At 52.5% G+C, this 17,840-nt stretch carries 16 protein-coding genes; 11 read left to right on the top strand and 5 right to left on the bottom strand.

The window, feature by feature from the left end:
* The first annotated feature begins 164 nt into the window (after positions 1-164).
* A complete protein-coding gene (mlrB, locus tag ACH0WD_RS01305; protein WP_001060717.1) occupies positions 165-1,124 on the top strand; it encodes a transcriptional regulator MlrB in 960 nt (319 codons plus the stop codon).
* A 95-nt stretch (positions 1,125-1,219) separates the two neighbouring features.
* Here mlrB and fumD read toward each other — a convergent pair whose 3' ends face one another.
* The 3 genes from fumD to ttrS form a co-directional block, all read right to left on the bottom strand.
* Complete coding sequence (gene fumD, locus ACH0WD_RS01300) at positions 1,220-1,432, bottom strand: fumarate hydratase FumD (RefSeq protein WP_000165779.1); 213 nt, start codon at positions 1,430-1,432, stop codon at positions 1,220-1,222.
* Positions 1,433-1,529: 97 nt separating this feature from the next.
* Positions 1,530-2,150 (bottom strand): tetrathionate respiration response regulator TtrR, encoded by a 621-nt coding sequence (gene ttrR, locus ACH0WD_RS01295; protein ID WP_000190927.1) that lies wholly within the window; start codon positions 2,148-2,150, stop codon positions 1,530-1,532.
* Positions 2,125-3,903 (bottom strand): tetrathionate respiration histidine kinase TtrS, encoded by a 1,779-nt coding sequence (gene ttrS, locus ACH0WD_RS01290; protein WP_001214406.1) that lies wholly within the window; start codon positions 3,901-3,903, stop codon positions 2,125-2,127. Before ttrS ends, ttrR begins: the two co-directional genes overlap by 26 nt.
* 181 nt (positions 3,904-4,084) lie before the next feature.
* On the opposite strand from ttrS, the gene ttrB reads away from it, so the two are divergent.
* The 10 genes from ttrB to ACH0WD_RS01240 all read left to right on the top strand — a co-directional run bounded on the left by ttrB (position 4,085) and on the right by ACH0WD_RS01240 (position 16,195).
* On the top strand, positions 4,085-4,819 hold the full coding sequence (ttrB, locus tag ACH0WD_RS01285; protein ID WP_001527654.1) for a tetrathionate reductase subunit TtrB: 735 nt from the start codon (positions 4,085-4,087) through the stop codon (positions 4,817-4,819).
* A complete protein-coding gene (ttrC, locus tag ACH0WD_RS01280; protein ID WP_000149757.1) occupies positions 4,820-5,842 on the top strand; it encodes a tetrathionate reductase subunit TtrC in 1,023 nt (340 codons plus the stop codon).
* A complete protein-coding gene (ttrA, locus tag ACH0WD_RS01275; protein ID WP_000002369.1) occupies positions 5,835-8,897 on the top strand; it encodes a tetrathionate reductase subunit TtrA in 3,063 nt (1,020 codons plus the stop codon). Before ttrC ends, ttrA begins: the two co-directional genes overlap by 8 nt.
* A gap of 322 nt (positions 8,898-9,219) precedes the next feature.
* Positions 9,220-10,446 carry a PfkB family carbohydrate kinase gene (locus ACH0WD_RS01270; protein ID WP_000471815.1) on the top strand — a complete coding sequence of 409 codons (1,227 nt, stop codon included), beginning with the start codon at positions 9,220-9,222 and terminating at the stop codon, positions 10,444-10,446.
* 11 nt (positions 10,447-10,457) lie between these two features.
* On the top strand, positions 10,458-11,195 hold the full coding sequence (locus ACH0WD_RS01265; RefSeq protein WP_000697187.1) for a glutamine amidotransferase: 738 nt from the start codon (positions 10,458-10,460) through the stop codon (positions 11,193-11,195).
* Between the two features lie 58 nt (positions 11,196-11,253).
* The gene (locus ACH0WD_RS01260) at positions 11,254-12,147 is read left to right on the top strand and encodes a proline iminopeptidase-family hydrolase (protein ID WP_001000508.1); all 894 of its coding nucleotides are present in this window, start codon (positions 11,254-11,256) and stop codon (positions 12,145-12,147) included.
* Between the two features lie 21 nt (positions 12,148-12,168).
* The gene (locus ACH0WD_RS01255) at positions 12,169-13,512 is read left to right on the top strand and encodes an APC family permease (RefSeq protein WP_000756089.1); all 1,344 of its coding nucleotides are present in this window, start codon (positions 12,169-12,171) and stop codon (positions 13,510-13,512) included.
* 401 nt (positions 13,513-13,913) lie between these two features.
* Positions 13,914-15,326 carry a pyruvate kinase PykF gene (gene pykF, locus ACH0WD_RS01250; RefSeq protein WP_000751447.1) on the top strand — a complete coding sequence of 471 codons (1,413 nt, stop codon included), beginning with the start codon at positions 13,914-13,916 and terminating at the stop codon, positions 15,324-15,326.
* 310 nt (positions 15,327-15,636) lie between these two features.
* Positions 15,637-15,873 carry a murein lipoprotein Lpp gene (gene lpp / locus ACH0WD_RS01245; RefSeq protein WP_001082307.1) on the top strand — a complete coding sequence of 79 codons (237 nt, stop codon included), beginning with the start codon at positions 15,637-15,639 and terminating at the stop codon, positions 15,871-15,873.
* 82 nt (positions 15,874-15,955) lie between these two features.
* Positions 15,956-16,195: a major outer membrane lipoprotein gene (locus ACH0WD_RS01240; RefSeq protein WP_001082327.1), complete on the top strand. Its 240-nt coding sequence runs from the start codon at positions 15,956-15,958 to the stop codon at positions 16,193-16,195.
* Between the two features lie 66 nt (positions 16,196-16,261).
* Here the strand turns inward: ACH0WD_RS01240 and ACH0WD_RS01235 are convergent, their stop codons facing one another.
* Together ACH0WD_RS01235 and sufE are read right to left on the bottom strand one after the other, a co-directional pair.
* Entirely contained in the window at positions 16,262-17,263 is a 1,002-nt protein-coding gene (locus ACH0WD_RS01235; RefSeq protein WP_000817060.1) for a L,D-transpeptidase family protein, read from the bottom strand.
* Positions 17,264-17,417: 154 nt separating this feature from the next.
* Positions 17,418-17,834: a cysteine desulfuration protein SufE gene (sufE, locus tag ACH0WD_RS01230; RefSeq protein WP_000729470.1), complete on the bottom strand. Its 417-nt coding sequence runs from the start codon at positions 17,832-17,834 to the stop codon at positions 17,418-17,420.
* Between the last annotated feature and the right edge of the window lie 6 nt (positions 17,835-17,840).

The following is a 17,840-nucleotide window of genomic DNA, read 5'->3' as shown; positions in this document are numbered from 1 at the left end:
AATAGATTTCTTCCCCTCATTCTATCTTATTGATATTTAAATACATAAAAAAAATCTCCGCGAAAACTTAGACAAAAAAACAAAGTTGTGTAAGTTTTAAATCAGCGTGAGATAACATTTTGCGCCATTGGCGTCAGTCGTCGTACTTTCAATAAGGGGGAATCATGAATAACAAACCCGTAGTCGGCATTAGCGGATGTCTGACTGGCGCCGCGGTACGCTTTGATGGCGGACATAAGCGTATGGATTTCGTCATGAACTCTCTGGCACCGTGGGTGGCCTACAAACCGATCTGCCCGGAGGTGGCGATCGGCCTGCCCGTGCCCCGCCCTGCGCTGCGTCTTATCCAGACGACCTGTGGCGACATTCGGATGCGCTATAGCCATGCCCCGCACGATGACGTCACCGAGCGAATGAATGCCTTTGCCGATCGGTTTCTGCCAACAATAGGCGAGCTGGCGGGGTTTATTGTGTGTGCAAAATCGCCCAGTTGCGGAATGGAGCGCGTTCGCCTGTATGATGAAAAGGGTAACAGGGGCCGCAAAGCTGGCACGGGGCTGTTTACCGCCGCGATGATGGACAAATATCCCTGGCTGCCGATAGAGGAAGATGGTCGCCTGCACGATCCGGTACTACGCGAGAATTTCATCGCACGTATCTTCGCGCTACATGAATTAAATGCGCTACGCGCGCAGGGCTTGAGTCGTCACAGTTTGCTCGCGTTTCATAGCCGATACAAACTTCAGCTTCTCGCCCACCACCAGGCCGGCTACCGCGAAATTGGCCCTTTCGTCGCGCGTCTGCATGAGTGGGACGATCTGGATGCCTTCTTTGTCCGATACAGAGAAAAACTGATGGCTATCCTGCGCCACCCCGCTTCACGTAAAAATCACACCAATGTGCTGATGCATATCCAGGGCTATTTTCACCGCGCGTTGAACAGCAGGCAACGCGCGGAATTACGCGAGGTGATTCTCGGCTACCGGGCGGGCCGACTACCTATCCTGGCACCGTTAACGCTGCTGAAGCACTATCTGGCGGAACATCCGGATGACTATCTACGCAGCCAGAATTATTTTGAGCCGTACCCTGATACATTAGGGCTGCGCCTAGCCATCACCTGATAACCTTGCGCATCGCTAACGGCGGGTAACCAGCCCGCCATGGTGACAATCGCGACAATTCAAAGGCGATGTCGTTATTGCCACCCTGATAGCGGCTATGACCGCGCCAGAGCGTTAATCACGGTTTCCATAGCCTGTTTTTCTAACGCGCTACGTTGGATGCGTTGATTCGCCAGCGCGGTTCTTAACACGCCCGCAATAACAATATATTTAGGCTCCTGCCCCAGATCGCGCATTTCCAGCACGACCTTGCCCACCACCCGGCACATCTCGCGGTACAGTTCGTCATCTTTTGTCGGTTTTGTCATACGTTTTACTCGTCGCCAGCTCAAACCAACAGAATATAACAGTCTTCTCAATTAAACAAAATTTGATGCAAATCAAAGAAATAACGCAGTTTATTATTCATGGCTCATACGTTGTTCGTATTCTGGTCTCTGGCGAGGCCATTTTTTCGAAGCGTCTAATCAGTTCCGCCAGGCTACCGGCCTGCATTTTTTCCATGACTCTGGCGCGGTGCACCTCTACGGTACGCACCGCGATATTCATCGCTTCCGCAATTTCACGGTTCATAAACCCTTTTGCCACCAGGCTGGCCAGCTCACGCTCTTTCGGCGTCAACTGCTGGTAACACAGTATAATCTCACGGCGCGCCACCGCTGCCGATGAAACCGTCAGCGCACGCTCCAGCGCCGCCTGTAGCGGTTTTACCGATACCGGTTTTTGCAGAAAATCGACGGCGCCGCGTTTCATCTGCTCCACGGCCATCGGTACATCGCCATGCCCGGTAAGAAAAACAACCGCCAGGGTACTTCCGCACTGGCGCAACGCATCATGAACGCCCTGCCCATCCAGTACCGGCATTCGCATATCCAGTAATACGACCCCGGCCTGATACAGACTGGCCTGCGCCAAAAAATCCGCCCCCTGCGTCCAGCATTTTACGTCATATCCCAGACTTTCCAGTAAAAACGCGCACGCGTTAGTGACCGCCGTATCATCATCCAGTAGATGAATTGTCGCCATCCCTGCCCCCATGTTCATGTAAGAAATGTATCGTGACCACCGTTCCCGACAGACCGTCCGGCGCGGTCTGGTTCCTGATGCTGATATCGCCCCGCCCATACCGCACCAGCCGCTGGCAAATCGCCAGCCCTAAGCCCATCCCCTCTTTGCGGGTGGTCATAAACGGCTGAAACGCCTGACGTAATAGCGCCTCGTCGATTCCCCCGGCGTTATCCTGTAAAACGATGCTGATGCCGTTTTCAGTGCGTTCAGCAACGATCCATAAATGGGTGGCGCCCGCCTGAGCCGCATTAAGAATGATATTCGCCAGCACCTGTTCCAGCAGCACTGACGGCAGCGTTACGCGCAGCGCAGCGCTAACCTCGGTATGCAGAGTCACTGTCGGAAATTGTTGCGCCATACGCAACAATTGCCAGACATGATCAATCGCCTCGCGAATGGCTATGGCCTTCCACGCTTCGGTTAGCACCGGGTTGCCCTGCGCCTGGCTGACCCAGTGACGCAGGTTACGCAGAGTATCCGCACCGCGTTGCGCCTGCTGGTCAATCTGCTCCAGCGCCGGCAGCAAGGGATGCTGTTCATCTGCAGCGCGCAGTCGAATCAGGCACCCCTGGGCATAATGTCGAATCGCGGAAAGCGGCTGATTAAGCTCATGGGCAAACCCGGAGGTCATTTCACCCAACACGCTCATTTGCCGGGCGGTTTCCAGCGCCCGCTCATGCTGATGAAGAACTACGCTATTACGTTCCAGTTGCTTTCCACGTCGACGCACCAGCAGCATGACCCAAATATAATTGAGCGTGAGCAACAGGAACGCCAAAATCACGCCGCCGACCATTAGCTGGTGCTGGATTAACCAACTTTTGACATCCAGCCACAGTCGACGCTGCTGAGGGTGCTGACGAACATCACGCAGCAACGCTTCCACCTGACTGGTCGACGCTGGCGCGCCCCAGTGAAATGACGCGGCGGCGGGCGCGTTGAATAGCGCTCGCGTTACGCGATCCGCCAGCGCATCGCTTACCGCAGGTAGCGCCGCGAACGACCAGTCAGGATATAACGGCGTACTGGTTAAGCAAGGCAGGGGCGTCGGTCGGGCAAGCAGCGCGATAAAGTCCTTTTTATTAATCAATCCTTCCTGATCCATATTTTCTAACAGGCACACTGGCACAATTGCCGCCTGCACCGCTTTTTCGCGCAGCATATAGACTAAGGCATCGCCAGGAAATCCGGTAAAACGGAGATGAAAATCGCGCTCCGGGCGTAAGCCCGCGTCGCTGAGCGCTTTATAGCCTAATAAATAGCCGCCAAACGCCTGAGCATCAATCGCGCCGACTGTCTTACCGATGAGATCATGCGCCGTGGTGATGCCGCTATCGCGCCGGGTCAAAATCACGCTGCCAATAACATTGCTCACCGCTTTCCCATCGCGCGTGGAGCGCAGGGAAGCTAACCAGCGGAGCGGCGCATGGCTGTTCAGTTGGACAAATTGCGCCGGGTTGGTTATCACAAACTGCACGGTTCCCTGGTTAACGGCCTCCTGCATTTGATGCAGATCCAGCGGCTGGATGTGAAAGGTTTCGCCTGGAAGCTGTTGGCTTAATGTCTTTGCCAACGGTTGCCAGTGGCTACGCGTAGACGCCTCGCCGCGCATGGCCAAAATACCGATATTCCACGTCCCTGCCCACGCGCCATGACAAAGTAGCCCTACTGCCGCCAACACCGCCAGGCGCCTTACGGTTTTACCTCTCACCCCAATATCCCTGTCAATTATGTTGTTTTAGATCAACAACAAGCCGGGTATGTGGTTAACCACAATAGAGCGCACCCCGCCTCGATTTTTACACTGTAAATCATCAACATTTTTTATTCATTACACATGAACCAACATCGTGACAAATGTTTCATTGTTGGCAATGTGGACGGGAGTCAATATGGACAGCAGTAAACGGCAATTTCTCCAGCAGCTCGGCGTCCTGACCGCTGGCGCCTCGCTGGTTCCGCTGGCTGAAGCGAAATTTCCTTTTTCGCCGGAGCGGCATGAAGGCTCTCCCCGACACCGTTACGCCATGCTTATCGACCTGCGGCGTTGTATCGGCTGTCAGTCCTGTACCGTAAGTTGCACTATTGAAAACCAAACGCCGCAGGGCGCGTTTCGTACGACCGTGAACCAATACCAGGTCCAGCGTGAAGGTAGTCAGGAAGTCACGAATGTGCTGTTGCCGCGTCTGTGCAACCATTGCGATAACCCCCCCTGTGTGCCGGTCTGCCCGGTACAAGCCACCTTTCAGCGGGAAGATGGCATTGTGGTGGTGGATAACAAACGCTGCGTCGGCTGCGCCTATTGTGTCCAGGCGTGTCCTTACGACGCCCGATTTATCAATCATGAAACGCAAACTGCCGATAAATGCACGTTTTGCGTCCATCGTCTGGAAGCCGGGCTGTTACCCGCTTGCGTAGAGTCCTGCGTCGGCGGCGCGCGTATTATTGGCGATATCAAAGATCCCCATAGCCGCATCTCCACCATGCTTCATCAACATCGCGACGCTATCAAGGTATTAAAGCCGGAAAACGGCACGTCGCCCCATGTTTTCTACCTGGGTCTGGACGACGCCTTTGTCACCCCATTAATGGGCCGTGCGCAGCCCGCGCTTTGGCAGGAGGTCTGAATGACGCATTCACTCATCATTGAAGAAGTGCTGGCTCACCCGCAGGACATTAGCTGGCTGCCGTGGGCGGTACAATATTTCTTTTTTATTGGTATTGCCGCCTGCGCCGCACTGTTTGCCTGTTATCTTCACTGGCGGAAAAAAGACGCCGCAACAGAAGAAAATCGGGCATTACTGATTGCCATTACCTGTGCGATTACCGCACCGTTGGCGCTGACGGCGGATCTGCACCAGACCGCCCGCGTCTGGCATTTCTATGCCTGGCCGACGCCCTGGTCGTGGATGCCCTGGGGAGCGTTATTCCTGCCGCTGTTTACCGGGTTTCTCGCGCTGTGGTTCCTGGCGCAGCAAATAAAACGATTATTCAATAAAAGTTACAACGTCACTAAATGGTTGGCGTTAGCCAGCGCGCTTTGCGCGGTGGGCCTGTTGATTTATACCGGCCGCGAAGTCTCCGTTGTGCTGGCGCGCCCAATCTGGTTTAGCTACGCCTTCCCCGTGGCGATGTTTCTTAGCGCCTTACAGGCGTTCTTCGCGCTGATGATTGTCGCCGCCCGACGCGACTCGGTAAGGCTGCCAAAAATATTGTGGGGACAAATCTGGACGCTGGCGGCGCTGGGGCTGGTTGTGGCCATGTGGGTTAGCGGCGATACGCTTTCCGGCACGGCAATCCGTCAGTGGATTACTGTCGCCCTGTCAGCCAAATATTACGCTGTCGGCTGGCTAGCGCTGTGGGTATTCACACTACTGTTCTGTAGCCTGGCGCTACGTCATCCGTTATCGCAGCTAAGACGCGTCCTGCTGGTTCTGAGCGCGCTGGCGCTATGTTGGCTGATGCGCTGGACATTGTTGATTCAGGTACAAACCGTACCCAAGTTCAACGCGCAATTTAACCCTTACTCGTTACCAGGCGGAACGGATGGCTGGCTGGCTATTCTCGGCACCTTCGGCCTGTGGATAGCGCTACTGATTATTATTCGTGAAACGCTGAACGGACTCACCAGGAGATTACAACATGGCTAATTTAACCCGTCGTCAGTGGCTAAAAGTCGGTCTCGCCGTCGGTGGGATGGTCACTTTTGGTCTGAGCTACCGTGATGTGGCGAAACGCGCAATTGATGGCCTGTTAAACGGGACATCCGGCAAGGTAACGCGCGACCGCATCTTTGGCAATGCGTTAATTCCGGAGGCGCAGGCGCAAACGCACTGGCAGCAAAATCCACAACAAACCATCGCCATGACGCAATGCTTCGGCTGTTGGACACAGTGCGGTATCCGCGCCCGGGTTAATGCCGATGGCAAAGTGATACGCATCGCCGGCAATCCCTATCACCCCTTGTCGCAGGAACACCCGATTGACTCGTCCGTCCCTTTTAGCGAAGCCATGGAGCAACTGGCGGGAGAAAGCGGTCTTGACGCCCGCTCAACCGCCTGCGCGCGCGGCGCCACGCTGCTGGAAAGCCTGTACAGTCCGCTGCGACTGCTTGAACCGATGAAACGCGTGGGTAAACGCGGCGAAGGGAAATGGCAGCGCATCAGCTTTGAGCAGCTTATTGAAGAGGTCGTGGAAGGCGGCGATCTGTTTGGTGAAGGTCATGTGGACGGACTGCGCGCGATTCATGCGCCGGATACGCCAATTGACGCAAAGCACCCCAGTTTCGGGCCCAAAACCAATCAGTTACTGGTCACGAATACCAGCGACGAAGGCCGCGATGCGTTTCTGCGTCGTTTTGCGCTAAATAGCTTCGGCAGCAAAAATTTCGGCGCGCATGGCGCCTACTGTGGACTGGCTTACCGGGCCGGCTCCGGGGCGCTGATGGGCGATCTGGATAAAAACCCGCATGTCAAACCCGACTGGGAAAACGTGGAGTTTGCGCTCTTTATGGGCACCTCCCCGGCACAGTCCGGCAATCCGTTTAAACGCCAGGCGCGTCAGTTGGCGAGCGCCCGGCTGCGTGAGAATTTTCAATACGTCGTGGTCGCCCCTGCCCTGCCCTTATCAACGGTGCTCGCCGATCCTCGCGGTCGCTGGCAACCGGTCATGCCCGGCAGCGATTCGGCGCTGGCAATGGGGATGATCCGCTGGATCATGGATAATCAACGTTATAATGCTGATTATCTGGCGATTCCCGGCGTACAAGCGATGCAGCAGGCCGGCGAGCAAAGTTGGACCAACGCCACGCACCTGGTCATTGCGGATGAACTGCCGACGCTTGCCGGACAACACCTGACGCTGCGCCATCTTACGCCCGATGGCGAAGAGACCCCCGTCGTGCTGAATACCGACGGCGAGTTGGTCGATGCGTCCACTTGCCGACAGGCACGGCTTTTCGTGACGCAGTACGTTACGCTCGCCGACGGCCAACGGGTCACGGTGAAGAGCGGGTTGCAACGCCTGAAAGAGGCGGCAGAAAAGCTCTCGTTGGCGCAATACAGCGAACAGTGCGGCGTGCCGGAAGCGCAAATTATCGCGCTGGCGGAAACCTTTACCGGTCACGGACGTAAAGCCGCGGTCATCAGTCACGGCGGCATGATGGCCGGCAATGGGTTTTATAACGCCTGGTCGGTCATGATGCTTAACGCGCTGATCGGCAACCTCAGCTTGTCCGGCGGCGTCTTTGTCGGCGGCGGCAAATTCAACGGCGTTAGCGACGGCCCCCGCTACAACATGAACAGTTTTGCCGGAAAAGTGAAACCGTCCGGATTAAGTATTGCCCGTAGCAAAACCGCTTATGAAGCATCGGAAGAATACCGCGACAAAATTGCCGGCGGGCAATCCCCTTATCCAGCCAAAGCGCCGTGGTATCCCTTTGTGGCAGGCCAGCTTACCGAACTGTTGACCTCCGCGCTCGAAGGCTATCCTTATCCGCTTAAAGCCTGGATTTCCAATATGAGCAACCCGTTTTACGGTGTTCCCGGTCTACGCGCCGTGGCGGAAGAAAAGCTAAAAGACCCTCGCCGACTGCCGCTCTTTATCGCGATTGACGCCTTTATGAATGAAACGACGGCGCTGGCGGATTACATTGTGCCGGATACGCACAATTTTGAGAGCTGGGGCTTTACGGCGCCCTGGGGCGGCGTAGCCAGTAAAGCCACTACCGCCCGCTGGCCGGTTGTCGCCCCCGCCACTCACCGAACGGCGGACGGGCAACCTGTCTCAATGGAAGCCTTTTGTATTGCGGTAGCAAAACGGCTCCATCTGCCCGGCTTCGGCGACCGGGCGATAACCGATCCGCAGGGCAATGCTTTTCCACTGAACCGGGCGGAAGACTTCTATCTGCGCGTAGCCGCTAATATCGCCTTTATGGGCAAGACGCCGGTCGCGCCGGCAAATCAGGAAGATATTACACTTACCGGCGTCAGCCGCATTCTGCCAGCAATTCAGCACACGCTTAAAGCTGATGAGGTCGGTCGCGTGGCGTTTATCTACTCGCGTGGCGGCCGGTTTGCGCCCGAGGATAGCGGCTATACGGAGCAACGGTTAGGTAACGCGTGGAAAAAACCCTTACAGATCTGGAATGCAGATGTCGCCGCCCACCGTCACGCCATCACCGGGGAGCGTTTCAGCGGTTGCCCGGTCTGGTATCCGGCGCGTTTGTCAGATGGTCGTGCGATTGACGACCAGTTTCCCATTGGGCAATGGCCGCTGAAACTGATTTCATTTAAATCAAATACCATGTCCAGCTCAACAGCCGTCATCCCGCGCTTACACCATGTGAAGCCAGCAAACCTGGTGGCGCTGAATCCGCAAGACGGCGAGCGTTATGGACTGCAACATGGCGATCGGGTACGGATCATTACGCCGGGCGGTCAGGTCGTGGCGCAAATCAGTTTGTTAAATGGCGTGATGCCAGGCGTCATCGCCATCGAACACGGATATGGCCACCGCGAGATGGGCGCAACGCAGCACTCTCTGGACGGCGTGCCTATGCCGTATGATCCACAAATCAGGGCAGGCATAAATCTTAACGATCTGGGCTTTGCCGATCCGACAAGAACCATTACCAACACCTGGCTCGACTGGGTTTCTGGCGCGGCGGTACGTCAGGGGCTGCCGGCAAAAATCGAGCGTATATAACCCCAGGGCCGGAGAGCGATATCGTCTTATTTCGTCGAGGGTAGCGACTGATAAGCGAACGCTGTCCGGCTGCATATACTCACTGAATCGTGCAAGCCCAACTATTTTACGTTCACCCCGTCATATTACATAGAAAATATATGACAACACTCACAAAACTATTTTCCCCTTCTGTAAGCAATTAATATTTAACACATTGGCTGCGCTTCTGATTATTGACATTCATTTGGGGTTACTTCCGGTTGACCGCATAATCTGTGATTGAATTCACCGCATGACAACATTGCCATAAATACAATTCAACTCACTACCCGGAGGCAATATGTTTAAAGAAGAAAGACGTCATGCCATCATTAATTTACTGATAAAGGATAATAGTGTTAGCGTCAGTAAACTTTCAGACCTTTATAAGGTTAGCCAGGAGACTATTCGTTCCGATCTACGCTATTTCCAGAAATCAGGTATGCTTCAGCGTTGCTATGGCGGAGGAATTTTAAACCGTGACGCGCTGAGTAAGCTTATCACTGAAAATAAGATTGATATTTCCAGCACTATCGCCACACCAATCCATCAGGATGCAAAACTGCGCCGGGAAAACACAAAAAAAGCAGGCAAGGTGTGTGTTTTAGGCTCATTCAATATTGATGTTTCAGCAACCGTGCCGTGGTTTCCACAAAGCGGAGAATCCATTCTGGCCAGTCAATTTGGATTCTATCCTGGCGGTAAAGGAGCCAACCAGGCTTTAGCGGCGAACAATGCCGGCGCTGCGGCACATTTTATTTTTAAAGTGGGCAAAGATCAGTTCAGCGCATTTGCTATGAATCATATTATTCAATCAGGTATCGCCTCATACAGCGCGTATCAAACAGATAAAGCGCCCACCGGTAGCGCATTGATCTATGTCTCCGCCGTGGATGGCGATAATATTATCGCCATCTACCCTGGCGCCAATATGATGCTCACCACGCAAGAGATTAACGAGCAACACCGTTATATCGCCGAGTCTGACGTTATGTTAATGCAGCTCGAAACGAACATTGAAGCGTTGACTGAATTTATTCGCCTGGGCAAACAAGAAAATAAAATGATCATGCTGAATCCTGCCCCCTATACGAAACAGGTGACGCATTTATTATCTGATATTGACATCATCACGCCGAATGAAACTGAAGCCTCTTTTTTATCCGGCGTAACCATTACTGATATTAATGATGCGAAAAAAGCCGGAAATATTATTCTGCAATCCGGGGTGAAAAAAGTCATCATTACCCTTGGCGCCCGTGGATCTCTGCTCTGTGAGCACGCCCGCACGTTGTATATTCCTGCGTGGAGCGCCGTGGTAAAAGATGCCGCCGGGGCCGGTGACGCTTTTAATGGCGCCTTAGCCGCCGCGCTGGCGCGACAAGCAGACATGGTCGCAGCCATTCAATATGCCTCCGCTTTCGCTTCTCTGGCGGTGGAACAAGTCGGTGCGTCGAGTATGCCTCAGCACTTGCAGGTTTTACATCGAATGCGTACCCAATCTAATAAAGTCATTCACATTAATTAACAGGTGACATAATGAAAATTTTATTTATTGGCGAATCCTGGCACATTCATATGATTCACTCTAAAGGTTTTGATAGCTTTACATCGAGCAAATACGAAGAAGGCGCAGACTATTTATTATCCTGCTTACGTCAGGGTAATATCGATGTAGACTACATGCCTGCCCATATTGTGCAAACTCGTTTTCCACAAACCGCCGAAGCATTAGCCTGCTATGATGCGATCGTCATCAGTGATATCGGTAGCAATACGTTCCTGCTACAAAACAGAACGTTTTATAATATGGACATTATTCCTGATGCATTACAACTTATCGCCGATTATGTTGCTGAGGGCGGCGGTCTGTTGATGATCGGCGGGTATTTATCCTTTACGGGAATAGAAGCAAAAGCCAATTATAAAAATACGGTTCTGGCGGAGGTATTGCCGGTTGATATGCTGGATGTAGATGACCGCGTAGAACTACCGCAAGGATGTAAAGCAGTAAATACTGCGGTAGAGCATGTTATTACCCAGCCATTTAGCGAATGGCCGCCGCTATTGGGCTATAACAAGCTTATCGCCAAAGAAAATAGTCAGGTCCTTGCTGAAATTAATGGCGATCCACTGTTAGTTATGGGTACTTACCATAAAGGGAAAGTATGTTGCTTTGCCAGTGATTGTTCGCCGCACTGGGGAAGTCCGCAGTTTCTGCAATGGGAACATTACGCCACCTTCTGGTGTAATGTTTTACACACAATAAAAAAATAATATTATCCAGGCGAATATAAATTTCGCCTGCCCTGCCACACACTGAGTCATTAAGAATATGAATGATACTTATCTCTATGGCGAAATGTTTTCTGAAAACATATTGACAAGCTATCGGATTTATGGAGACAGAAAATCATTACTCACGCCGCTCATTATCCTTCACGGCGGCCCTTCTGGCGGCTTTGATTATTTATTAAATTATCGCCGTCTGGCTGATGACGGGCGCATGGTAATATTTTACGATCAATATGGCTGCGGTCGTTCAACGCATTTTCCTCATGCCGACGCGTCTTTCTGGACTATTGCGCGTTATCTCCGTCAATTAACCCAATTAATTCATCACCTGGGTATTGGACACGGGTATTCGATACTGGGACATTCCTGGGGCGGAATGCTTGCCGCAGAGCACGCCTGCTTACAGCCTGCCGGGCTTCGCGGGACGATACTGGCCAGTTCGCCGGCCAGTATCGCCCTGTGGCAACAGGAAGCCATACGGCTCTTTAACGCTCTGACGCCAATGTCCGATGACGATATCAAAAACGTCATTATGCCCGCCGTCATTTATCAAAACCCACCGGAACAGCTGGTCGCTTATTATGCCAGGCACGTTTATACCCTCGCGGAAGAAGCCGTTCATGTTCAGCGATCTAATGCGCAGTTCGCCGCCGACCCTACGGGTTATCACATTTTATGGGGAACCAATGAACTGGCGGCAAATGGCAAACTTGCCGACTGGGATATTACGCCCCATTTGTGCCAGATACGCTGTCCTGTTCTGGTACTACGCGGCGAAAACGATCAGGCAACCGAGCGCGTCGTCTCTCCGCTGCTCTCTCACATTTCAGACTGCCGCGCGGTCACTATTCCTGGCAGCAGCCATAACCCGCATGAAGAAAATATCGCGCCCTGCCTCGCAGCGGTAAGCGCGTTTTTACGCGATCTGGCATAAAAAGCCATTAAGGTATTTATCATGAAAAAAGTCAAAAAATTGTCTCTTACCGATTTAGTGCTTTATGGTCTGGTGTTTATGGTGCCTATCGCGCCAGTCTCTCTTTATGGCGTCGTTTATAATCTTTCGCACGGTATGGTTGCGCTGGTTTATATTATTGGCGCGATCGCGATGTTTTTTACCGCGTACAGCTACTCTACCTTATCGCAACATATCTCCTCGTCGGGTTCGGCCTATGCGTATGCTGGCGTATGCATTAATCCCGCCGTAGGGTTTCTGACCGGATGGATATTACTGCTGGATTATCTTTTGTTCCCTACGCTCGTGGCAGTGCTGGGCGGCGTCGCGGTCCACGCTATTTTACCGCAAATCCCGGTCTGGGTCTGGCCGTTGATTTATGTGGCTATTGGCACCGGAGTCAACTATCTCGGGATACAGCAAACGGCGAAATTCGATAAGTTACTGGTCTTTATTCAACTCGGTATTCTGGCGATTTTCGTGCTACTCATTGTCCGTCTGATGCTGCTGGACAGTAGTCAGATAACGCTTTCCTTCCGGCCTTTTTTCGATTCACAGTGGTTCACCCCAGGGCTCATCGCGACGGCGATTTCGGTGGCGGCGCTGAACTTTCTCGGCTTTGACGCTATCAGTACATTAAGTGAAGAAAGCGAAGGCGGGGGACGCGCCGTCAGTAAAGCAACGCTGTTGGCGTTAGTTTTGGCGACGGTACTGTTTATTATCGTTGTGGCGTTTGCGGCGTTCGCCACCGGTAATGTCGACCGCTTCGCGGAAGGCAATGCGACGAATGAAGCATTTTTCACCATTGCCGGCAACGTTGGCGGTATCTGGCTCAAAGTGGCATTTTCCATCATTGTGGCGTTTGTGTGCGCCGTCGGCAACATTATTACCGCGCAAACGGCGGTGTCCAGAGTGTTATTTTCAATGGGGCGCGACCGAATGTTGCCCGCCTTCCTCGCTCACGTCCATACCACGCGTAAAACGCCGGATTACGCCATTCTGTTTACCGGCGGCGTCACCCTGCTGCTCAGCTACCTGTTTTCCGGCAAGATTGAATCTATCTCCACGCTGGTGAACTTTGGCGCGCTTTTCGCTTTTTTTGTCGTGAACCTGTGTGTGTTTATCCTGTTCAATTTCCGGATGAAAGCCCAGCGGCGCATTTTCGCCCATGTCATTTCGCCGATCATGGGGATGATCGTCATCGGCTACGTCTGTTTAAACATGAACATTCACGCTCTGATACTCGGAATTAGCTGGGCGGCGATCGGGATAGCGATTCTGTGCTATCGAAAAGCACACAACCAAAACATCGCCATCGACCTGGAAGGCAAAAAGTTGCTCGATTGACATTATGCGCAACAACACCCATTGTTGCGCAACGCCGCCCCTGTTCGGGCGGCGTCATCGCCAGCGACATCGTAAACAGCGTAATAACAAACCGTTGTGGATCTGCACAGATGTCTTTTGAAACAGGGTTTTCATTTTCCTTTTTTGTAAATTTCAGCGTATAATGCGCGCCAATTGTCTCTTGAATGGTTTCAGCGCATTGGACTGTAAAACTCAACGACTAAAATTATCCCCTTCCCGTTGGGCTGAAACGCGAGCACACATTCCTCTGCACGCTCTTTCGATGTCACCTATCCTTAGAGCGAGGCATCATCACTTTAGCAACACAGGCTTAGCTTCCGGGCCGTGCGCGCCCGAAGCCAGATTTCCATATCCTCCTCAACTTAAAGACTAAGACTGTCATGAAAAAGACGAAAATTGTTTGTACTATCGGTCCGAAAACCGAATCCGAAGAGATGTTAAGCAAAATGCTGGACGCGGGCATGAACGTGATGCGTCTGAACTTCTCTCATGGCGATTATGCAGAACACGGTCAGCGTATCCAGAACTTGCGCAACGTGATGAGCAAAACTGGTAAAAAAGCCGCTATTCTGCTTGATACTAAAGGACCAGAAATCCGCACCATTAAACTGGAAGGCGGTAACGACGTTTCGCTGAAAGCGGGCCAAACCTTTACTTTTACCACCGACAAATCCGTGGTCGGTAATAATGAAATCGTTGCCGTCACCTATGAAGGCTTCACCAGCGACCTGAGCGTTGGCAACACCGTCCTGGTTGACGATGGTCTGATCGGTATGGAAGTGACCGCCATCGAAGGCAATAAAGTCATTTGTAAGGTGCTGAACAACGGCGATCTGGGCGAGAACAAAGGCGTTAACCTGCCGGGCGTTTCTATTGCTCTGCCGGCGCTGGCTGAAAAAGACAAACAGGACCTGATCTTCGGTTGCGAACAGGGCGTTGACTTTGTTGCGGCCTCCTTTATCCGTAAACGTTCTGACGTTGTCGAAATTCGCGAGCATCTGAAAGCCCACGGCGGCGAAAACATCCAGATTATCTCTAAGATCGAAAACCAGGAAGGCCTGAACAACTTCGATGAAATTCTCGAAGCTTCTGACGGCATCATGGTTGCGCGTGGCGACCTGGGCGTAGAAATCCCGGTTGAAGAAGTGATCTTTGCGCAGAAAATGATGATCGAAAAATGTATCCGCGCACGTAAAGTCGTGATCACCGCGACTCAGATGCTGGATTCTATGATCAAAAACCCGCGTCCGACCCGCGCAGAAGCAGGCGACGTTGCGAACGCCATCCTCGACGGTACGGATGCGGTTATGCTGTCCGGCGAATCCGCAAAAGGGAAATACCCGCTGGAAGCCGTTTCTATCATGGCGACCATCTGCGAACGTACCGACCGCGTCATGAACAGCCGTCTGGACTACAACAACGACAGCCGTAAACTGCGCATTACGGAAGCAGTATGCCGCGGCGCGGTAGAAACCGCCGAAAAACTGGAAGCGCCGCTGATCGTGGTAGCGACCCAGGGCGGTAAATCCGCTCGCGCCGTGCGTAAATACTTCCCGGACGCCACCATCCTGGCATTGACCACCAATGAAGTGACCGCCCGCCAGTTAGTACTGAGCAAAGGCGTGGTATCGCAGCTGGTGAAAGAAATCAATTCTACTGATGATTTCTACCGTCTGGGCAAAGATGTCGCCCTGCAAAGCGGCCTCGCCCAGAAAGGCGACGTCGTAGTGATGGTCTCCGGCGCGCTGGTTCCAAGCGGCACCACTAACACCGCCTCTGTTCACGTACTGTAATAATTGTTGTGTGAATTAATTTGTTTAAAAAAGCGCCCTTCCGGCGCTTTTTTTATTTAATCGATAGCCACTATTAATAAAAAAATCAAATCGGATTTTACTATCTAATTGCGGATTATCTAAGAAGAATCCGATGGAAGCCCCCTGTTTTCTTTCGGTTTTTTAGGGACTTTCATGCATTTCGATGCTTCTTTGAGCGAACGATCAAAAATAAGTGCATTCCCATCAAAAAAATATTCTCAACATAAAAAAGTTTGTGTAATACTTGTAACGCTACATGGAGATTAACTCAATCTAGAGGGTATTAATAATGAATCGTACTAAACTGGTACTGGGCGCGGTAATCCTGGGTTCTACTCTGCTGGCTGGTTGCTCCAGCAACGCTAAAATCGATCAGCTGTCTTCTGACGTTCAGACTCTGAACGCTAAAGTTGACCAGCTGAGCAACGACGTGAACGCAATGCGTTCCGACGTTCAGGCTGCTAAAGACGACGCAGCTCGCGCTAACCAGCGTCTGGACAACCAGGCTACTAAATACCGTAAGTAATAGTACCTGCGTAATAAAAATGGCGCACATCGTGCGCCATTTTTTTCACCCATATAACCACACAAAATATAAGGTTATTGTTATGAACCGCACTAACAAACTGATCTTAGGTGCAGTAGTTCTGGGTTCCACGTTACTGGCAGGTTGTTCAAGCAACGCTAAAATCGATCAGTTGTCTTCCGATGTACAGACGCTGAGCGCTAAAGTTGAGCAACTGAGTAATGATGTAAATGCAATGCGTTCCGACGTTCAGGCTGCTAAAGACGACGCAGCTCGCGCGAACCAGCGTCTGGATAACAAAGTATTCCGCATCTGTAAATGATTTGACGCACGATATAAAATGGCGCACATCGTGCGCCATTTTTTTGTCCGTCGTTTGCTGCGAAGGCTACTGCGTGACGCGCGTTTGCCCCTCTTCTCCGACAAAACCGTTCTGAGCGGATTCGACTGCGGTCGTATTTACCGCTGGCGTCTGCCCGGCGCTCACGCTGACTGGATACCCGGCTCGCCGGTATAGCGCCTTATCGACCAGGCGACTATCCACCCCTTGCGCGTTTCTGAACGCGGTAAATTCCGCAGGCAACACATAGGGCATCGTCTGCACGTTTTGCTCTTCTTCCGGCGATAGCGGCCTGTGTACCTCTACATAACGAATGCCATTCGGCTCGACAGAGAATTTCACCGGCTGGTTAATCACTTTTACCGGCGTCCCCGTTCTGACCTGCGCAAATAACGCCTTGATGTCCGGCGCGTTCATGCGAATGCAACCGGAACTCACGCGCAGACCCACGCTATCCGGCGCGCTGGTGCCATGAATGAGATATTCCCCATTACCGTGCGCCAGACGCAGCGCATAGCGTCCCAGCGGGTTATTTGGCCCGGCAGGGATCACTGGCGGCAGCGTGATCCCCCGCTCAAGCGAACGTTGGCGTATGCCCGCCGTCGGCGTCCACGTCGGGTTGGGGATCTTTTGCCCTATCCGGGTGTCCATGACGGGAGTTTCCAGTCCCTGCAAACCGATGCCGATGGGATACACCTGAACGCGGTTTTCTCCCGGCGGGTAATAATACAACCGTAGCTCCGCGAGGTTGACGATAACACCTTCCCTGGGCGCATCCGGCAATAGCATCTGCGAGGGAATGGTAATTAGCGTACCGGGCTTAGGCACTGGCGCAATCGTATTGTTCGCCTCAAGAATGAGCATCGCCGCCGTATCAAAACGCCGGGCGATAGCCTGCAGGTTTTTATCACCTTCCTGTACGGTATAGGTTTGATTCTGACCAATAAGACGGCTGCCTTCGGGCGGTAATGGATAATCAACCGCCCAGGCTGCCTGTAGCGCGCTATACGCGCCGATAATAGTTAGCGTAATGAAAGACGCACGTTTCATACCAAACCTCCTGTATTCCTGGTGATGTCCTCTGCGACGGCTGATAGCGCTTCGCTTATCAGAACAACAAAATACACGCTCTGTCCACTCTGGATAAAGCGACGTCGCCGTCCGACAAAGGATTTGACATCAGGTAGAACGCTGTCTGTACAGTTTAGCTAAGAGTGGCGGCCTTAGCGCGAATTGCGCGAATCATTGCTTCCAGCCCCTGAGAACGAGAAGGCGTGAGGTGCTGCGTAAGCGCCATTTTTTCGAACCATGGCCGGACATCAAAATGCACAATATCCTGCGCCGTCATCTGGTGGTACAAAATAAATACCACCGCCATAAGGCCTTTAACGATCGCCGCGTCGCTGTCGCCCTGCAATTCGATAATGCCGTTGGCGTTTCGCCGCATCACGATCCACACCTGGCTCTGACAGCCATGAATCGTATTTTGCGGATTGCGATCCTGCGGATTTAACTCCGCCAGGCGCTGCCCCAACTCAATAATATATAAATATTTCTCTTCCCAATTAGCGCAACGCGTAAAGTTACGCAGCAATTTTTCTTTATCCGGTAGCGCAGCCATAAAACC

The sequence above is a fragment of the Salmonella sp. 2020_1395 genome, from assembly GCF_043848115.1.
In the GTDB taxonomy this organism is placed as follows: Bacteria; Pseudomonadota; Gammaproteobacteria; order Enterobacterales; family Enterobacteriaceae; genus Salmonella; species Salmonella enterica.
The sequence above is the reverse complement of the archived record's forward strand: the minus strand, read 5'-3'. Positions and strand labels throughout refer to the sequence as shown.